The 16,767-nt window shown below is 65.6% G+C and carries 12 protein-coding genes; 6 read left to right on the top strand and 6 right to left on the bottom strand.

What is annotated here, in order from left to right:
- Positions 1-71 precede the first annotated feature (71 nt).
- Positions 72-3,161 carry a DNA translocase FtsK gene (locus EHV23_RS04210; protein ID WP_158615831.1) on the top strand — a complete coding sequence of 1,030 codons (3,090 nt, stop codon included), beginning with the start codon at positions 72-74 and terminating at the stop codon, positions 3,159-3,161.
- Between the two features lie 482 nt (positions 3,162-3,643).
- Entirely contained in the window at positions 3,644-4,552 is a 909-nt protein-coding gene (locus EHV23_RS04215) for a MipA/OmpV family protein (RefSeq protein WP_158615832.1), read from the top strand.
- Positions 4,553-4,792: 240 nt separating this feature from the next.
- Here the strand turns inward: EHV23_RS04215 and frdD are convergent, their stop codons facing one another.
- The 4 genes from frdD to frdA all read right to left on the bottom strand — a co-directional run bounded on the left by frdD (position 4,793) and on the right by frdA (position 8,562).
- A complete protein-coding gene (gene frdD / locus EHV23_RS04220; protein ID WP_125094844.1) occupies positions 4,793-5,197 on the bottom strand; it encodes a fumarate reductase subunit FrdD in 405 nt (134 codons plus the stop codon).
- Between the two features lie 46 nt (positions 5,198-5,243).
- Positions 5,244-5,675: a fumarate reductase subunit C gene (locus tag EHV23_RS04225; RefSeq protein ID WP_125094845.1), complete on the bottom strand. Its 432-nt coding sequence runs from the start codon at positions 5,673-5,675 to the stop codon at positions 5,244-5,246.
- Positions 5,676-5,702: 27 nt separating this feature from the next.
- A complete protein-coding gene (locus EHV23_RS04230) occupies positions 5,703-6,662 on the bottom strand; it encodes a succinate dehydrogenase/fumarate reductase iron-sulfur subunit (protein WP_125094846.1) in 960 nt (319 codons plus the stop codon).
- Between the two features lie 115 nt (positions 6,663-6,777).
- On the bottom strand, positions 6,778-8,562 hold the full coding sequence (frdA, locus tag EHV23_RS04235; protein ID WP_125094847.1) for a fumarate reductase (quinol) flavoprotein subunit: 1,785 nt from the start codon (positions 8,560-8,562) through the stop codon (positions 6,778-6,780).
- A gap of 740 nt (positions 8,563-9,302) precedes the next feature.
- On the opposite strand from frdA, the gene lolA reads away from it, so the two are divergent.
- From lolA to EHV23_RS04250, 3 genes are all read left to right on the top strand, one after another.
- Positions 9,303-10,160, top strand: coding sequence for an outer membrane lipoprotein periplasmic chaperone LolA (gene lolA / locus EHV23_RS04240; RefSeq protein WP_158615833.1), 858 nt, complete (start codon positions 9,303-9,305; stop codon positions 10,158-10,160).
- Positions 10,161-10,204: 44 nt separating this feature from the next.
- The gene (locus tag EHV23_RS04245; RefSeq protein WP_125095513.1) at positions 10,205-11,554 is read left to right on the top strand and encodes a replication-associated recombination protein A; all 1,350 of its coding nucleotides are present in this window, start codon (positions 10,205-10,207) and stop codon (positions 11,552-11,554) included.
- A 249-nt stretch (positions 11,555-11,803) separates the two neighbouring features.
- On the top strand, positions 11,804-12,238 hold the full coding sequence (locus tag EHV23_RS04250; protein WP_125094849.1) for a hypothetical protein: 435 nt from the start codon (positions 11,804-11,806) through the stop codon (positions 12,236-12,238).
- 175 nt (positions 12,239-12,413) lie between these two features.
- On the opposite strand, the gene EHV23_RS04255 is transcribed toward EHV23_RS04250, so the two are convergent.
- Together EHV23_RS04255 and EHV23_RS04260 are read right to left on the bottom strand one after the other, a co-directional pair.
- Entirely contained in the window at positions 12,414-13,517 is a 1,104-nt protein-coding gene (locus EHV23_RS04255; protein ID WP_125094850.1) for a 3-deoxy-7-phosphoheptulonate synthase, read from the bottom strand.
- A gap of 139 nt (positions 13,518-13,656) precedes the next feature.
- On the bottom strand, positions 13,657-15,054 hold the full coding sequence (locus EHV23_RS04260) for a twin-arginine translocation pathway signal (RefSeq protein WP_238990271.1): 1,398 nt from the start codon (positions 15,052-15,054) through the stop codon (positions 13,657-13,659).
- 279 nt (positions 15,055-15,333) lie between these two features.
- On the opposite strand from EHV23_RS04260, the gene serS reads away from it, so the two are divergent.
- Positions 15,334-16,659, top strand: a complete 1,326-nt coding sequence (gene serS, locus EHV23_RS04265; protein ID WP_125094851.1) for a serine--tRNA ligase — start codon at positions 15,334-15,336, stop codon at positions 16,657-16,659.
- The last annotated feature ends 108 nt before the right edge of the window (positions 16,660-16,767 follow it).

Here is a 16,767-nt window from a genome sequence, read left to right on the forward strand (position 1 = left end):
TGACGGCCAATCCCCGTTCAAGGCGGTATGATCGGGGGTTTGGCCGCTGTTTTTTGGAGGACGAGGCAACGATGGCGCGCAGCGCAGCAGTTCAGACAACCGCCCAGGAGCACTGGGCCAGCCGTCACATCGGTTTATCCCAGCGGGCCATCCGCCTGCTGCGGGAGGCACGGTGGATCGTGCTGTGCTTTCTGGCCATCTTCCTCTTCCTGATCCTTGCCAGCTACAACCCGGTCGATCCGGGCTGGTCGCATGCCGTCACGGCGCGCCAGGTGCACAACCTGGGCGGCAGGGTGGGGGCCTGGTTTGCCGATCTGATCCTGTATCTGTTTGGATTGTCGGCCTATCTGTTCTCATTTTTCATGATCCTGCGCGTGCTGGCCGGGTATCGCCGGCTGCATCGCGACGCTCACCAGGCGGCCACGATGCCGGCCGTCACGGCGAGCGGCAAGGGCACCACCAGTGGGCGTGCCGGTCGCGGGCAGGAGAGCGAACCACCCGTGCCCCAGGCGCGCTTTGCCTGGGAGCGCTGGATCGGCTTCATCCTGCTGCTGGTCGGCTGCAGTGCGCTGGAAGGCTCGCGCCTGTACAACCTGCAGGCCGACCTGCCACTGGCGCCCGGCGGGCTGCTGGGCGCGCTGGTGGCCGGCCCCGTGCACGTGATGCTGGGGGCGGTCGGGGGCACGCTGGCGCTGCTGCTGCTGATCGCCATTGGCTTCAGCCTGGCCACCGGCCTGTCCTGGATGTCGGTGTTCGAACGTACCGGGGCGGCACTGGAAGGCAGTGTGGCCTGGGTACGGCAGAAACTGGCCGTGCGGGCCGACCGCCGGGCCGGGGTGCAGGCTGCGCAGCAGCGTGGCGCCCTGCTGGGTGCGCCGCGGCAGACCGTGGATCTGGATGGGGATGACAGCGGTGCGCCGCTGATCCGCCCGGCCCGGCTGACCGGCCGTGCGGCCCGTCCGGAGGCCGGGGATATCGAGGATGTGCTGGCCACCGATGGCCCGGTCGCGCGCCGGGGTGGCCGTGGTGCCGCTGCCCGTGATGAGGGGGGGAGCGGTTTTGCGCCGGCAGCCCCAGCCGGACTGGACGCCCTGCCGGCAGGCGGCGGGGTGCCGGCCTTTGGTGACGCGGGTGACGCGGATGGGCTGGATGCGCACCCTGCCGACGGCAGCACGTCGTCCCGCGGCGGGCTCTTCGGTTCTCTGCTCGACCGTGTCTCGGTGGTGACCGGGCTGGGTGCCGGGCGTGCCGGTGCATCACCGGCTGCCGGGCACGATGGGGCGAGGGAGCCCACGATTGCCGGTTTTGCCGATGATGCCGATGAAGAGGCCTTCTGGTCCGGTGCCGTGCATGACGAAGAGGATGCGGCTGCCGCTCGTGTACGGGGTGGCCGCCTTGCCGGCGTGCACCCGGCCGGCGGCCATGCCGGCAACGATCATGGTGATGCCGGGCGGGTGGGGGCTGGTGCCCGGGCAGGGGCTTCGCGTACGGGCGCCTTTGGACCTGCGCCTGCACCGGGCGGCAATGCCACCTATGTGGGCCAGACCGTGGGTATGCAGCGCGAGACCATCCGGGAGGCGACCACCGTGGCCAAACCGCAGCCGGCGCCGGTCTACCGCCACGACGGCGACGATTCGGTTCTGCCCGATCTGGCCCTGCTGGACGCGCCGCCCGCCACGGTCGAGACGATGTCGCCCGAGACGCTGGAATACACCTCGCGGCTCATCGAGAAGAAACTCTCCGATTTCGGCATCTCGGCCACCGTCGTGCATGCCTATCCGGGCCCGGTCATCACCCGGTACGAGATCGAGCCGGCCACCGGGGTGAAGGGCGCCCAGATCGTGAATCTGGCCAAGGATCTGGCCCGGTCGCTGTCGGTGATCTCGCTGCGGGTGGTCGAGACCATCCCCGGCAAGAACCTGATGGGGCTGGAGCTGCCCAACCCGCGCCGGCAGGGCGTGCGGCTGTCGGAGATCATCGGCTCGCGCGCCTACGTGGACGCCAAATCGCCCGTGACCATCTCGCTGGGCAAGGACATCGCCGGCAACCCGGTGGTGGCCGACCTGGCAAAGATGCCTCACCTGCTGGTGGCCGGTACGACCGGTTCCGGCAAGTCGGTGGGGATCAACGCCATGCTGATGTCGATCCTCTACAAGGCCGATCCGTCCCAGGTGCGGATGATCATGATCGACCCGAAGATGCTGGAGATGAGTGTCTACGAGGGCATTCCGCACCTGCTGGCGCCGGTGGTGACCGACATGCGCCAGGCCGGCCATGCACTGAACTGGTGCGTGGGCGAGATGGAGCGCCGCTACAAGCTGATGAGCAAGCTGGGCGTGCGCAACCTGGCCGGCTACAACGCCAAGATCGCCGAGGCCGAGAAGCGCGAGGAGCTGATTCCCAACCCCTTCTCGCTGACGCCGGATGCGCCCGAGCCGCTGTCGAAGCTGCCGATCATCGTGGTGGTCATCGACGAGCTGGCCGACCTGATGATGGTGGTGGGCAAGAAGATCGAGGAGCTGATCGCCCGTCTGGCCCAGAAGGCGCGGGCGGCCGGCATCCACCTGATCCTGGCCACCCAGCGTCCGTCGGTGGACGTGATCACCGGCCTGATCAAGGCCAACATTCCGTCGCGGATCGCCTTCCAGGTGTCGTCGAAGATCGACTCGCGCACCATTCTGGACCAGATGGGCGCCGAGACCCTGCTGGGCCAGGGCGACATGCTCTTCCTGCCGGCCGGTACCAGCCTGCCGCAGCGGGTGCATGGCGCCTATGTGGCCGACGAGGAAGTGCACAAGGTGGTGGCCAGCTGGAAGGAGGTGGGCGGCGAGCCAGACTACATCGAGGGCATTCTGGAAGGAGGTGTGCCCGAAGAGACCAACACCGGCAGTGCGGTGGGCTTTGGGGGCCTGTCCAGCACACTGGCCGAGGCCGGCATGGATGGCGAGAGCGATGCCATGTACGACCAGGCCGTGGCCGTGGTGCTGCAGCATCGGCGTGCGTCGATCTCGCTGGTGCAGCGGCACCTGCGCATCGGCTACAACCGGGCGGCGCGCCTGCTGGAGCAGATGGAGCGTTCAGGTATCGTCTCGCCGATGCAGAACAACGGCAACCGCGACATTCTGGTGCCGGCAGCGGGGGCTGCGCGGGAAGGGGAGTGACGCCACGTCGATTCGGGGCTCAGGTGGGAGCAGGTTCGGACTGTTCCATGGCAACACCTCATATGGGGGTGGGGTGTTGCACTTGAAAGCTTGAGTCCAGGGAGGTGTTTTTTGATATCCCTTGATATATAACGCCCCCGCAAGCCCGTCGCCTGCCGGAAAGATCTCACCGGAGCATTCCGTTTTTCATATGATGAACGATGGAGGCCGGATTCCTCCCATATATTGTCGGGTTTCTGCGTGCCGGGTGTGACAGGGCCAAATACGGTAAATGGGTTGTGAAATAATCATAAATTTCACAGGAGGTTTCCATGCAGGCTGTTGTCCGTTCCCGAAAATCCGTATTGGCCGGTGCCGTTCAGGCCGCCCTGGCGGCTGGTTTGCTGCTTCACGGAGGTAGTGCAATTGCCCAGTATGATGAGGGCGGATATGACAGTTCTGGTACCTCATCCGTTCAGGGGGCTCCGGCCGGCGAAGGCAGCATGGGGACCACGCAGGTGACGCCTGCCGATGCCGGTCAGGGCAGCGATGCGGGCGCTTCTGGCACCTACGGGCAGGATTCCGTGCAGGGACAGGATGCCCTGCAGGGTGGGCAGCCGCAGTCGGATGCACATGCGGCTTTACCGGATGGGCATGAAGGCCATGGTGCCCCGTCAGACAGTGAGTGGCACCTCGGTGTAGGCGTTGGCGTTGGCGTTGGACCCCGCTACATGGGGTCCGATGAAACGATGGGTACCGCGACCGCCATGATCACTGCGCAGTACGGCATGTTTCATATGGATCCGCAGCGCGGGCTGGGGCTGCAGTACGAAACCCGTACAGGTACGAAACTGCGTCTGGGGCTGGGCTATGATGCCTCGCGCAAGGACCATCGCAAGGAAACCAAGGACGGCCATACATTCAGTGTTGGAGGGTCGGACAAGCTGGCCGGCATGGGCAACGTACGCGGTGCGGGGTTGCTGACGGCCGGGATTTCCCAGCGCATCACCTCGTGGCTCGAGCTGGATCTGGATGCCGATACCCGCCTGTTCGGCAACAGCAAGCGTGGCACGACCTGGACCTATGGCGTTACTCTGACGCCGCTGCAGACCGAGGCCGACCGGGTGCAGGTGGGGCTGCATGCGCAGCACGCAGACCGCAAATATCACCAGACCTGGTTCGGCGTGACGCCCGAACAGAGCCAGCGCACCGGCTTTGCCACGTTCAGCCCCGACAGCGGTCAGACCTTTACCAGCGTTGGCATGCTGTGGTCCCATACCTTTACCCCGCACTGGTCGCTGCTGGCAGGGGGTGAGGTGCAGAAATTTTCGAAGGACATCCGCAGGAGTGCCGTCGTGATGGACGACACCAACGCCACCGCGATGGTTGGTGTGTTGTATTCCTTCTTCTGACCCGTTTTCGACACGCTGGCGCATGCTGTGTCCTGCATAGCATGCCTGGAATTTTCTGCAAAAGTCCGCGGCACTTTGATTCCCATGCCTGGGCGATCCAGTGCGTTGCCATTTGCCGCCAATAGCTCCGCTGTGGTCGCCAGGTGGCGCTTTCTGGCTTATGGGCTCAAAGCGCTCGCGGACTCTTGCAGAGGGTCCCCGGGTGTCTGCCGGGAACCGGTGTTCCGGAATGTCAGCCGCTCACTGCAGGCTGCGCAGCACCAGCGCGCAGATGATGGTGATCAGCGCGGCAAAGCCGTAGCAGACGAGCTGTGCACCGCGTCCGGTGTGAAAGCCGAAATCGTGCAGCGAATGGCACAGGCGGTGCATGGCGTGGAACATGAAGAGGCTCACCACGGCCAGAATGGCCAGCGCGCCAGGCCACCACCGGACAAAGCCCAGGACCCGTTCGTAGCCGAGCGTTTCGGTGGGCAGCAGGATGCCCAGTGGCACCAGCACACAGGTGATGAGGATCAGCATCGGGCCGGCCATGGCCGACAGCACACCGCCGGCGCCGAACAGGGACCAGACCACCGGTTCGTTGGTGCGCCGGGGCGGTTTCTGGCGGGCCAGCGGGTCGTCGTCGTTCAGGGAATGCGTGTTCATGGTGTACAGGTGACTACGGAAATGAGGTAATGGACCGCGCTCTGGCTCAGGGCGCCGTCAGCAGAAAGACCACCAGCAGTGCCAGACTGGCGCCGGCAAGTCCGGCCAGGCCACCGGCCACGATCAGCCGGTCGGGAATGGCGCGACGCCTGATGAACACCAGCGGCATGGTCTTCGGCATGACCTCGAACCAGGTGAATGCATGGAAGCCCACCAGGCCCAGCGTCACCACGTTGACGAGCAGCCACAGCGGTGAGCCAAGGGCCGCAATGAAGCCGTTGAAGGCTTCGGGACCACCCCGGAGCTGGAACAGCCCGTACAGCACCAGCAGGGCATAGTAGGCCACGGCCACGCTGGTCAGCTCGCGCACCATGTAGCGCAGATAGGTGCGTCGGCCGTGCAGGAACCAGCCCTTCATGGGCTTTCGGTAGGTCTTGACCTGCCGCAGGGGCGGGACGCGTCGTGTGGGCTGATTCATGAGGCTTTCTCCGGCAACGCTCCAGGTTCATGCCGTTTCGCGCTTTCCGCTGCGGGGCATCAGAAAGCGCAGAAAATAGTCCTGGGTGGAATTGATCTTGTTGAGGTTGATGGCCCGGGCCGGGTCCACTCCCTTCGGGCAGACGGCCGAGCATTCGCCCACCAGCGTGCAGCCCCAGACGCCGCTTTCGGCGTTGACGATGGTCATCCGCTCGGCCTTGCCGTGATCCCGCGAGTCGGCGTTGTAACGCTGCAGCAGGGCCAGCACCGAGGGGCCGGTGAATTCGGGATTGAGCCCGTACTGCGGACAGGCCGCATAGCAGAGCAGACAGTTGATGCACTGCGAGAACTGGTAATACTGGTCCATCTGTGCCGGCGTCTGGCGGTTGGGGCCCTCGGCCGGTGTCTGTGGTCTGCTGGGGATGATCCAGGGCTTGATGCGTTCGAGCTTGGCCAGAAAGTCGCTCTGGTCCACGGCCAGGTCGCGCACCACCGGAAAGTGCGACAGCGGGGCGATCTTCAGGCCGTTGGGGTAGTAGTCGCGCAGGAAGGTGGAGCAGCCCAGTACCGGCAGGTCGTTGACCATCACGCCGCAGCTGCCGCACACGGCCATCCGGCACGACCAGCGGAAGGTGAGGCTGCCGTCCAGGTGGTCCTTGATGTACTGCAGCCCGTCGAGCACCGACATGTCGTGGGTGAACGGTATCTGGTAGGTGCGGTAATGCGGCTGGCTGTCTTCGTCGGGGTTGTAGCGCTGGCACTCGATGGTGATGATCCGCGTGCCGGTGGTGGCATCGTGGCCGGAGGCTGCGTGGGGGGTGCTGCCGGCTGCCTGGCTGCCTTCGGCACCATCGGGTGCGGCGGAGCTGCCGGGCTCGCCGGCCTGCGTGTAGTCATCACGCTGGTGGGACAGGGCGTCCCCCGGGGCTTCGTGACGGACCCGCCGCAGGATGGTCTCGGTGAAGCGGGAAAGTGTGGCGGTCGTCATGGTCCGAACCTCTTCATCTCGGGACATTTTTCGTGTCTGGGCTTGGGGGTGTGGTGCTGCACGGCCGTGGTGTCCTGTCGGGGCGTGCCCCGAGGGTTGTTCCGTGTTCTTCCCATCAGGACATGTCTGCCTTTTGGCCGGCGCCGCCATAGACGCGGGCACGCGGCAGTGATTTGGTGATCACCACGGGCTGCAGGCTGATGGAGGGGGCCGAATCTCCCTGGTAGTGGGCCAGTGAGTGCTTCATGAACTGGCGGTCATCCCGTTCGGTGTATCCGTCCAGCCGCTGGTGGGCACCACGCGACTCCCGGCGTTCCAGGGCCGAATGGGCCATGGCCTGCGCCACTTCCAGCGAATAGCCCAGCTCCAGTGTGGTCAGCCAGTCGGTGTTGAAGGCACGGCTGTAGTCGTCGAGCTTGACGTGACGATAGCGCTCGCGCAGTTCGGCCAGCTTGTCGCAGGTGGCCTGCATGCCCTTTTCGTCGCGGTAGATGCCCACGCCGTCTTCCATGCTGGCACGCATTTCGTCGCGGATCACGGCTGGACGTTCCGCCTGCGGCTGCCGGCTGCGGGCCGGATCGAGCAGGGACAGGATGCGTCTCTCGGCTTCCTCGGCCTGAACCTGCACGGCCGGTGATGGCGGTGTGCGGCCGAGCCGTTCGGCCTCGCGGGCTGCACCTTCACCGGCCACCCGGCCGAAGACCAGCAGCTCGGCCAGCGAGTTGGACCCGAGCCGGTTGGCCCCGTGGATGCCGACGCTGGAGCATTCGCCGGCGGCAAACAGCCCCTTGATGGGGGTTTCGCACTGGCCGTCGGTGAGGATGCCGCCCATGGTGTAGTGCACGGCCGGGCAGACGGGGATGGGCGATTTGACCGGATCGACACCGGCGAAGGTTTCGGCCGCCTCGGCAATCAGGGGCAGGCGTTCGTGGATCTTCTTCTCGCCCAGGTGGCGCAGGTCCAGATGGACGGCAGCGCCATGGGGAGTATCGATGGTGCGGCCCTTCTGCTTCTCGTGCCAGAACGCCTGCGACAGCCGGTCGCGCGGGCCCAGTTCCATGGCCTTCGGCCTTGGCCAGGGATCCAGCGGGCCAAGGCCATAATCCTGCAGGTAGCGGTAGCCGTCGCGGTTCACCAGAATGCCGCCTTCACCCCGGCAGCCCTCGGTCATCAGGATGCCCGAACCGGGCAGGCAGGTGGGGTGGTACTGCACGAACTCCATGTCGCGCAGCGGCACGCCTGCACGAAAGGCCATGCCCATACCGTCGCCGGTCAGCGTGCCGGCGTTGGTGTTCTGGCGGAATACCCGGCCGGCGCCGCCGGTGGCCATGACGACGGCATTGGCGTAGAGGGCCAGCCGCTCGCCACTGACGATTTCCACGGCGAGCAGGCCCCTGATGTGACCATCCTCGACCAGCAGGTCGGTGCAGAAGAACTCGTCGTAGCGGCGGATCTGCGGATACTTGAGCGAGGTCTGGAAGAGGGTGTGCAGGATGTGAAACCCGCTGCGGTCGGCGGCGAACCAGGTGCGCGGGGTTTTCATGCCGCCGAAATAGCGGACGTTGATGCTGCCGTCGTCCTTGCGGCTCCACGGACAGCCCCATTGCTCGAGCTGGACCATCTCTTCGGTACAGTGCTGCACGAAGTATTCGACGACATTCTGCTCGCAGAGCCAGTCGCCACCGGAGACGGTGTCGTCGAAGTGGTTGTCGAGGCTGTCGTCGTCGCGGATGACGCCGGCGGAGCCCCCTTCGGCCACGACGGTGTGCGAGCGCATGGGAACGACCTTGGAGACCAGGGCGATGGACAGGCGCGGGTTGTGTTCGGCGGCAGCGATGGCGGCGCGCAGTCCGGCGCCGCCACCGCCCAGTACGATGATGTCTGCTGTGGCTGTGTGCATGTCGCTGTTGTTTTCTGATGGATGACACAGTTTTCCATCATTATCGGTGATAGGGGGTTCCTGAGGCAGGGGGTCGGGATTGCGGGGGTTGACGGGGGTCAAGGGGATGGCGGATGAGGGCATCGTGTTTTCGTGAGGACACCCCGGACTGCGGGTTGTGATGCATGGAAGACGACTTCGCTGTGGGGATGGCCATGCGTGGAAGACGACTTCGTTGCGGGGGTGGCCATGTACGGAAGACGACTTCGTTGCGGCACGCGCCGCGGACCGGTATGCGATTGCTGCTCAACGCTCACTGAAGCTTTGTTGCCCACGACCTGCGTCGTGGTCAACAAACCTCCAGCGCTAAAACACTTTCCGACAATCGGGGCTGCGCCCCGACTGTCAGAAAGTCGTTCACGCGTACCGCGAAGTCGCAGCACTCGCATCCCGCTCCGCGGCGCTTGTCTGGCATGACGGAATGCCCCGATGACGAGAGGGTTGGGGGTTGAAGAGACCGGCTGGACAAGCGGAGGGGATGTACGGACAGGATTCAGGAAGCAGACGTTGACAGGGTGTTGGCAGGTGAGGGCAAGGCGGGGGAGAGGAGAGCATCTGCTGCACGGTTTGTGTGGGGCTGCTAAGCTAAGCCCTTCCATCAATACGGGGGTCCGTCCGGGTTCAGAACCATGTCGCGTCGTCATATGTTGCGTAGTCATTCCTCTTTCATTGCGCAGGTTGCTCCTTCTTCGCGGAGGGGCATGCGGGGCCGGCTGGTGCCGCTGGCGGTGGTCGTGGGGTTGCTGATGGCACCTTTTGCGGGGCAGGCGGAAGATGCAAAGGCCGCCACTTCTGCGGAGCTGAAGCAGATGCTGGACAAGGCGAAATCCGATGCCAGGGCGCGGGGTGCGGATGATGATGGGCTTTCCGGGCAGAGCGTGAAGGAGGTGACGGCGCAGTGGGCGGCCGATGCGGCCGCGGCCGGGAAGGCAGCGGCGGTGCGGCAGGCGCAGCCTTCGCAGGGTGGGGCGGCGTCGGGCAAGGCGGCCCGGGTGTATCAGGGGCGCGGTGTGGCACAGCTGCGGTGGTTCGCGGGCAGTACGCCGCAGGCGACCGGGCAGTTCGTGCAGACGCAGCTGGCCGGAGGGAAGTCCGGGGGCGGAAAGTCGTCCGGTACCTTTGCGTTCAGGCGGCCGGGGCATTTCCGCTGGCAGATCGAGAAGCCGGATCCGCAGCTGATCGTGACGGATGGCAGGAAGCTCCATTTCTACGATGAGGGCCTCAAGCAGGTGACGGTGCGCGAGGCGACGGAGGCCATTCAGGCCACGCCGGCGGCGGTGCTGTTCGGGGTGGGCAAGCTGGATGATGCGTTCACGCTGACCGAGGGCGAGCATGAGGGTGATCTGTACTGGGTGGAGGCGGTGCCGAAGTCGCCGGACAGCGGGTTTGACCGGATCCGCATCGGGCTGCGCAACACGTTGCCGGCGGTGATGGATGTGGTGGATGCGTTCGGGCAGGTGAACCGCTTCGAGTTCCGGAATCTGAAGGTCAAGAACGTGAACGTGCCGGCCTCGCTGTTCGAGTTCACGCCGCCGGCCGGGGTGGATGTGCTGGAATGATGGCCGACGGGGACCTGTTTGCGGAGCTTCCTGCGGAAGACGGCATGGAAAGCGGGCGGAAAGACCGTCAGGCCGGGCTTTGGGGGAAGGGGGAGTCTTCCGGGGTGCCGCTGGCGGAGTTGCTGCGCCCGCAGACGCTGGACGAGGTGATCGGGCAGCAGCATCTGCTGGGGCCGGACCGGCCGCTGCGGCTGGCGTTCGAGTCGGGGCAGCCGCATTCGATGATCCTGTGGGGGCCACCCGGGGTTGGCAAGACGACGCTCGCACGGCTGACGGCACACGCGTTCGGACATGCGTTCATCGCGCTGTCGGCGGTGTTCTCGGGGGTGAAGGATATCCGGGCAGCCATGGAGGAGGCGCAGCGCAATCTGGATGCGGGGCGCCATACCATTCTGTTCATCGACGAGATTCACCGCTTCAACAAGGCACAGCAGGATGCGCTGCTGCCGTATGCCGAGTCGGGGCTGATCACGCTGATCGGCGCGACGACGGAGAATCCGTCGTTCGAGGTGAATTCGGCGCTGCTGTCGCGGGCGCAGGTGTATGTGTTGCAGTCGCTGTCGGATGAGGAGCTGCGGCAGCTGGTCGAACGGGCGCGGGAGCGGGCGTTGCCGGGGCTGGCCTTCGAGGAGGCGGCCATCGATGTGCTGGTGGGCTATGCGGATGGCGATGCCCGGCGCATGCTGAATCTGCTGGAGCAGACGGCCACGGCAGCCCGGGCGGCGCATATCGATACGGTCACGCCGGGGTTTCTGGAGCAGGCGCTGTCGCTGAATGCACGGCGCTTCGACAAGGGAGGCGACAGCTTTTACGACCAGATTTCGGCGCTGCACAAGTCGGTACGCGGCTCGCATCCGGACGCAGCCCTGTACTGGCTGACGCGGATGCTCGATGGCGGCGCCGACCCACGCTACCTGGCACGGCGCATCGTGCGGATGGCGTGGGAAGACATCGGTCTGGCCGATCCGCGGGCCATGCAGATTGCCAACGACGCGGCAGCCACCTACGAGCGGCTGGGCAGCCCGGAAGGCGAGCTGGCACTGGGTCAGGCGGTGATCTATCTGGCCATGGCCGCCAAGAGCAATGCCGGTTACATGGCGTACAACCAGGCGGTGAGCTTCGTGAAGAAGGACAAGTCCCGTCCGGTGCCGGTGCATCTGCGCAATGCGCCGACGAAGCTGATGAAGGAGCTGGGGTATGGCCACGCCTATCGCTATGCGCATGACGAGCCCAATGCCTATGCGGCCGGTGAGACCTATCTGCCCGAAGGCATGCGCGAGCCGCGCTGGTACAGGCCGGTGCCGCGCGGGCTGGAAATAAAGATTGCCGAGAAACTGGCGCAGTTGCGGCAGTGGGATGCCGAAGCCAGGGGCGACGCGAAGAAGAAGGGGTGACAGACGGGTTTTCGTGAATACCGTCGCAGGGATGAGCGGCGCAGAAATGCAGAGGTGAGCTGCGGTCATCCGTTTGGCCTAGACCGGATGGCATGTGTGGAATATCCGGCACTGCCGGAAAAAATGTTTGCTGCTGGAATGGTGTCTGGCGTGCTGCCGGGGCAAAAAGCCCTGCGGCGTTCATGACAACCGGAGGCTGGTCACGCGCACCCCTTCGGGGCCGCCTCCTCCATTTCAAGGCAGATGATGATGGGTTCCCAATTCCGAAGCACATCCAGTTCCGGCCACGCTTCCGTGCGGGCCGGCTTTACCGGTGACAACGACCGTTTTGAAAAGATCGCCCACGGGCGCAATCCCATTCCGGCACTGGTCGAGATGATCAGGGATTATCCGCGCGATGCGCTGGAGTTCTTTGGCCAGAGCCTGTATGGCAAGCTGTCGTCGTCAGACCGTGCGACGGTCATCGATACAAGGGTGTTGCGTGCCCTGTGCAATGAAGTGCCGAAATACGACCTCGACGGTGCGGTGCGTCTGGAGCGTGCCGATGGCAGTGTCGATCTGGTGCTGATCAGTTTCGAGGACCGGACCAACCGGGTGGAGCGGCATCAGCTGCATCTGTACGTGGAGGCGGCCCTGAAGCTGGATGAGAAGGCGCGGATCGTGCCGATGGCGGTGGTGTTGTGAGCCTGTCTCCATCACCCGCCCGGGAAGCAGCGATTTCCAGGATTCCGGCAGCGGATCTCCTGTTTGCGGACAACGCTGTTGCTACAAACGGACCCCGTGCCCACGGGTTGATGATGCCCGCAGGCACCCGGGCACTCGTTCGCTCAGTTCCCCGGCCGCTCAGCCCCTCAGCCGCTCAGCCCCTCTTGCCCCGCCGCGCCCGCACCGCCTGCGCCAGCTCTTCCAGCACCGGCACGGTCTGTTCCATGCTCAGGCAGGCGTCGGTGACGGACACGCCGTAGTCCAGCGGCTGGCCGGGGGTGATGTCCTGCCGGCCTTCGTGCAGGTGACTCTCGATCATCACGCCGGTGATGCGGTGGTCGCCTGCGCCGATCTGGCCGGCCACGTCGTGGGCCACGTCGATTTGCCGGCGGTGCTGCTTGCTGCTGTTGGCGTGCGAGAAGTCGATCATCACCTGTTCGCGCAGCCCCGTCTTTGCCAGCAGCTGGCAGGCGGCGTCCACATCGGTGGCGCTGTAGTTGGGTGCCTTGCCGCCGCGCAGGATGATGTGGCAGTCGGGGTTGCCGTGGGTCTCGAAAATGGCGGCCACGCCCAGCTTGGTCATGCCCATGAAGGCATGGCCGCTTTGGGCCGCCAGAATGGCATCGGCTGCGACCTTCACACCACCGTCGGTCCCATTTTTGAATCCCACCGGGCAGGACAGACCACTGGCCAGTTGGCGGTGGCTCTGGCTTTCGGTGGTGCGGGCGCCGATGGCGCCCCAGGTGACCAGTTCGCTGATGAACTGGGGGGACAGCAGGTCGAGGAATTCGGTGGCCACCGGCAGGCCCAGTTCCAGCACATCGAGCAGCAGGGCGCGTGCCATTTCCAGTCCGTCGTTGATGGCGTAGCTGTCGTCCATGTGGGGGTCGTTGATGTACCCCTTCCAGCCGACGGTGGTGCGCGGCTTTTCGAAGTAGACACGCATGAGGACCAGCAGGTCCTTGCCAAGTTCGTCGGCGTGGACCTTGAGCTGGCGCGCGTACTCCATGGCCTGGGCATGGTCGTGGATGGAGCAGGGGCCAACGACCACGAGCAGGCGGTCATCCTCACCGTTCAGGATGCGGGCCACCGCGGCGCGGCTGTCTTCCACCAGCTGGGTGGCGGCGTCGGAGGCGGGCAGCCATTCCTGCAGCAGGGCCGGCGTGATCAGCGGCCGCACGGCCTTCATGCGGGTGTCGTCGACGCGGCGCGTCAGGGCGGGGTCGAGGGGTTTGCGGGCGCGGGGCGTTGCTGTCATGGCAATACTGTCAGAAAGTTTTTCTTGCCGACAGTATAGTGCGTGTCATGGACCCGTCTGTCCCCGCGCTGGCCCGGATCGATGGAGGCTCCCCATTCGCTGGCGAGCCACCGGGCGCGTTCCGTCGTGACGTGTATCCTCAGTACGTCAGCTCCAGAAACACCACGTGCTTGTCGGCCAGCGGCCAGGTGCGGCCGGCGACGCGTTCGTTGTTGAAACGGGCCACCACGGTTTCGGGTTCATCGCTGACGGACTTCATGCGCGACATCGACACGCCGGCGCCCTGAGAGGGGATGCCGGGAGGCGGGACGGCGCGGCCGAACGACATGGTGTCGCGGCGCAGGTCGAAGTAGCCGCGCGGGCGCGTCATGATGACGATGGCCCGGGCGTCCGGGTCGGCATGCACGATGCGCTGCAGCCGGAAGTTGACGATGTTGCTGCTGCGCGGGAAGGGGCTGCGGTAGATGTGATGGGTGGGGTAGCCGCTGGCGCTGATCACGAATTCATAGGTCTGTTTTGGATCGGCAGCGAAGCCGCCCCAGCGGCCATCACGCGTGGTGGTGTAGGTGTAGGCGGGTGTGGTGGTGGTGCGGATGCCGGTTTCGGCATTGACCGGCCAGACCTCGATGTGTGCGCCCTTGAGCGGCAGGTTGCTGGGGAAGCCCGCGCTCTGGCCCTCCACGCCACTGATCACACCATCCAGCGTGGCCTGGGTCTCGGGTTTGACCTCGTAGGTCTCGGGGGCCTTGCCCATCAGGAAGTTGTACATGGCGCCGAACGCTGCCGGCGAATGAGCGGCCTCACGGTGGTCCACGCCGGGCAGCACCACGTTCTGCGCGCCCTTGAGCGCCTGGCTGGCAGGGCCGATGTTGGTGTTGAGGGACGGATTGCCGATCCACTCCCCGGTGGGCTGGGCGTATTTGTCGTTGCGGTCGGAGCGCAGGGTCTGCCACTGCACGCCGGCGGGAACTTCGTTGCCGGTGGCGTCCTTCGGCTTGTTCAGTTCGGTGAGAAAGCGCGACAGGCCCGAGAATTCGCTCTGTTCGCGCAGACCCTTGACGGCCCAGACGCCGTGGGCGGGCGTGCCGGCCAGTACGGCGTGCGAGACGCTGCCGGCACCATCACCATTCTGGATGTAGTTGCGGATGGCGTTGCCGCCGCGGCCCGCTCCGACCAGGATGACCTTGTCCACACCGTCGTGCTTCTTCACGTTGGCCACGCTGGCCTTGAGGTAGGCCATGTAGTCGGCGCTGCTGCTGCGGCCGGCCTGGGGCTGGGTGTCGTCATCCCGCGCGAAGGGGTAGGGCAGGTCCAGTGTGTGCAGTTTGGAGGCAGGCCAGCCGTTGGACTCGAAACGCCACAGCGTGGTCTGCCAGCTGGCGGCACTTTCGCCGTTGTCGTGCACGAAGAGGATGGACGGGTGTGTGTCGACGGGTGTGGGCGTGATGGCCTTGCAGCCGGCAAGCAGCAGGGCAAGCAGGCCGGCGCCCTTGAGGGTCAGGCGCTTCGGGGCTCGAAACTGGGGTTTCGATGACACGGTTTCCTCCGGATCGGACAACGGACGACGGTGGGTTGCATGGGCGCGACAGGGCCGCGCTGCGAGGATTATGCCGGACATCGGCGCCGCCGTCGGCCATGGGCTTCAGGCGTGCCGGGGCAAAACCCGGCGGCGGCAAGGGTGCCTGGCTGCAGGTGTTCCGGTTCTTCCCCTGGGAGCCTCTGGTTCAGGGGGTCCCTTGTCATGGATGATACGGCTTTGGCGATCCGGCGCCTCCCGTCTGGCACGATTGCGCCGACAAACGACTAGAATCGCGGGATGATCGATATTCAGACACTGCGCCGGGACGCCGCACAGGTAGAAAGCCGTCTCAAGACCCGTGGTTTCACCTTCGACCGAGCAGCCTTCGAGGCGCTGGAGGCGCGCCGCAAGACGCTGCAGACCCGGGCGGAATCCCTTCAGGCCCAGCGCAATGCGCTGTCGAAGCAGATCGGCCAGGCCAGGGGGAAGGGCGAGGACGCCTCTGCGCTGATGGCCGAGGTGGCTGCCGTGTCGGCCGAGCAGGCGGGTATCCCGGCCGAGCTGGAGACCGTGCAGGCCGAACTCGATACGCTGCTGGCCACGCTGCCCAACCTGCCGCACGAATCCGTACCGGTGGGCAGGAGCGAGGCCGACAACGTGGAGGTGCGCCGCTGGGGCACGCCGGCCACGTACGACTTTGCCGTGAAGGACCATCTCGACGTGGGTGAGCCGCTGGGGCTGGACCCGGCTGCGGGCGCGAAGCTCTCGGGCGCGCGCTTCACCGTCATGCGTGGCGGGGTGGCCCGGCTGCACCGGGCGCTGGCGCAGTTCATGCTCGATACGCACACCGGCCGGCACGGCTATACCGAGTGCTACACGCCGTATCTGGTCAACGCATCGGCGCTGTTCGGTACCGGGCAGCTGCCCAAGTTCGAGGAAGATCTCTTCCGGGTGCAGAAGCTGGGTGATCAGGGGCCTGGGGCAGCGGGCAGCACGATGTACCTGATTCCCACCAGCGAGGTGTCACTGACCAATCTGGTGGCGGGCGAGATTCTGGACGGTGCGCAGCTGCCGCTGCGGCTGACGGCGCACACGCCGTGCTTCCGGTCGGAGGCGGGTTCGTATGGCCGCGATACGCGCGGGATGATCCGCCAGCACCAGTTCGACAAGGTGGAGATGGTGCAGGTCACCCGTCCGGAAGACTCCTACGATGCACTGGAAGCCATGGTCGGCCATGCCGAGGCCATCCTGCAGGCGCTGGAGCTGCCCTATCGGGTGGTAGCGCTGTGCACGGGCGACATGGGCTTTTCGGCTGCCAAGACCTACGATCTGGAAGTGTGGCTGCCCGGTCAGCAGGCGTACCGCGAGATTTCCTCCATCTCCAATACCGAGGCGTTTCAGGCGCGGCGCATGCAGGCGCGCTTCCGGCCGGTCGATACCGAGGGCAAGGCTGGCAAGGGCAAGGCGAAGCCCGAGCACGTGCACACGCTCAACGGTTCCGGCCTGGCCGTGGGCCGTACGCTGGTGGCGGTGCTGGAAAATCACCAGCAGGCCGACGGGTCGGTGCGCATTCCGAAGGCGCTGCAGCCGTACATGGGGGGTATCGAGGTGCTGCAGGTCTGAGAACGCCTGCCTCGTTGGGGGCGGGTCGTTCTGGGGGGGGCGTGCTGCATGGTGCCTTGCCGCGCAACGCGTGCGGCTGGCCGGGGCGTCTGCCTGTCCCGGATTCGC

The organism is Lautropia dentalis (genome assembly GCF_003892345.1).
GTDB classification, from domain to species: Bacteria; Pseudomonadota; Gammaproteobacteria; order Burkholderiales; family Burkholderiaceae_E; genus Lautropia; species Lautropia dentalis.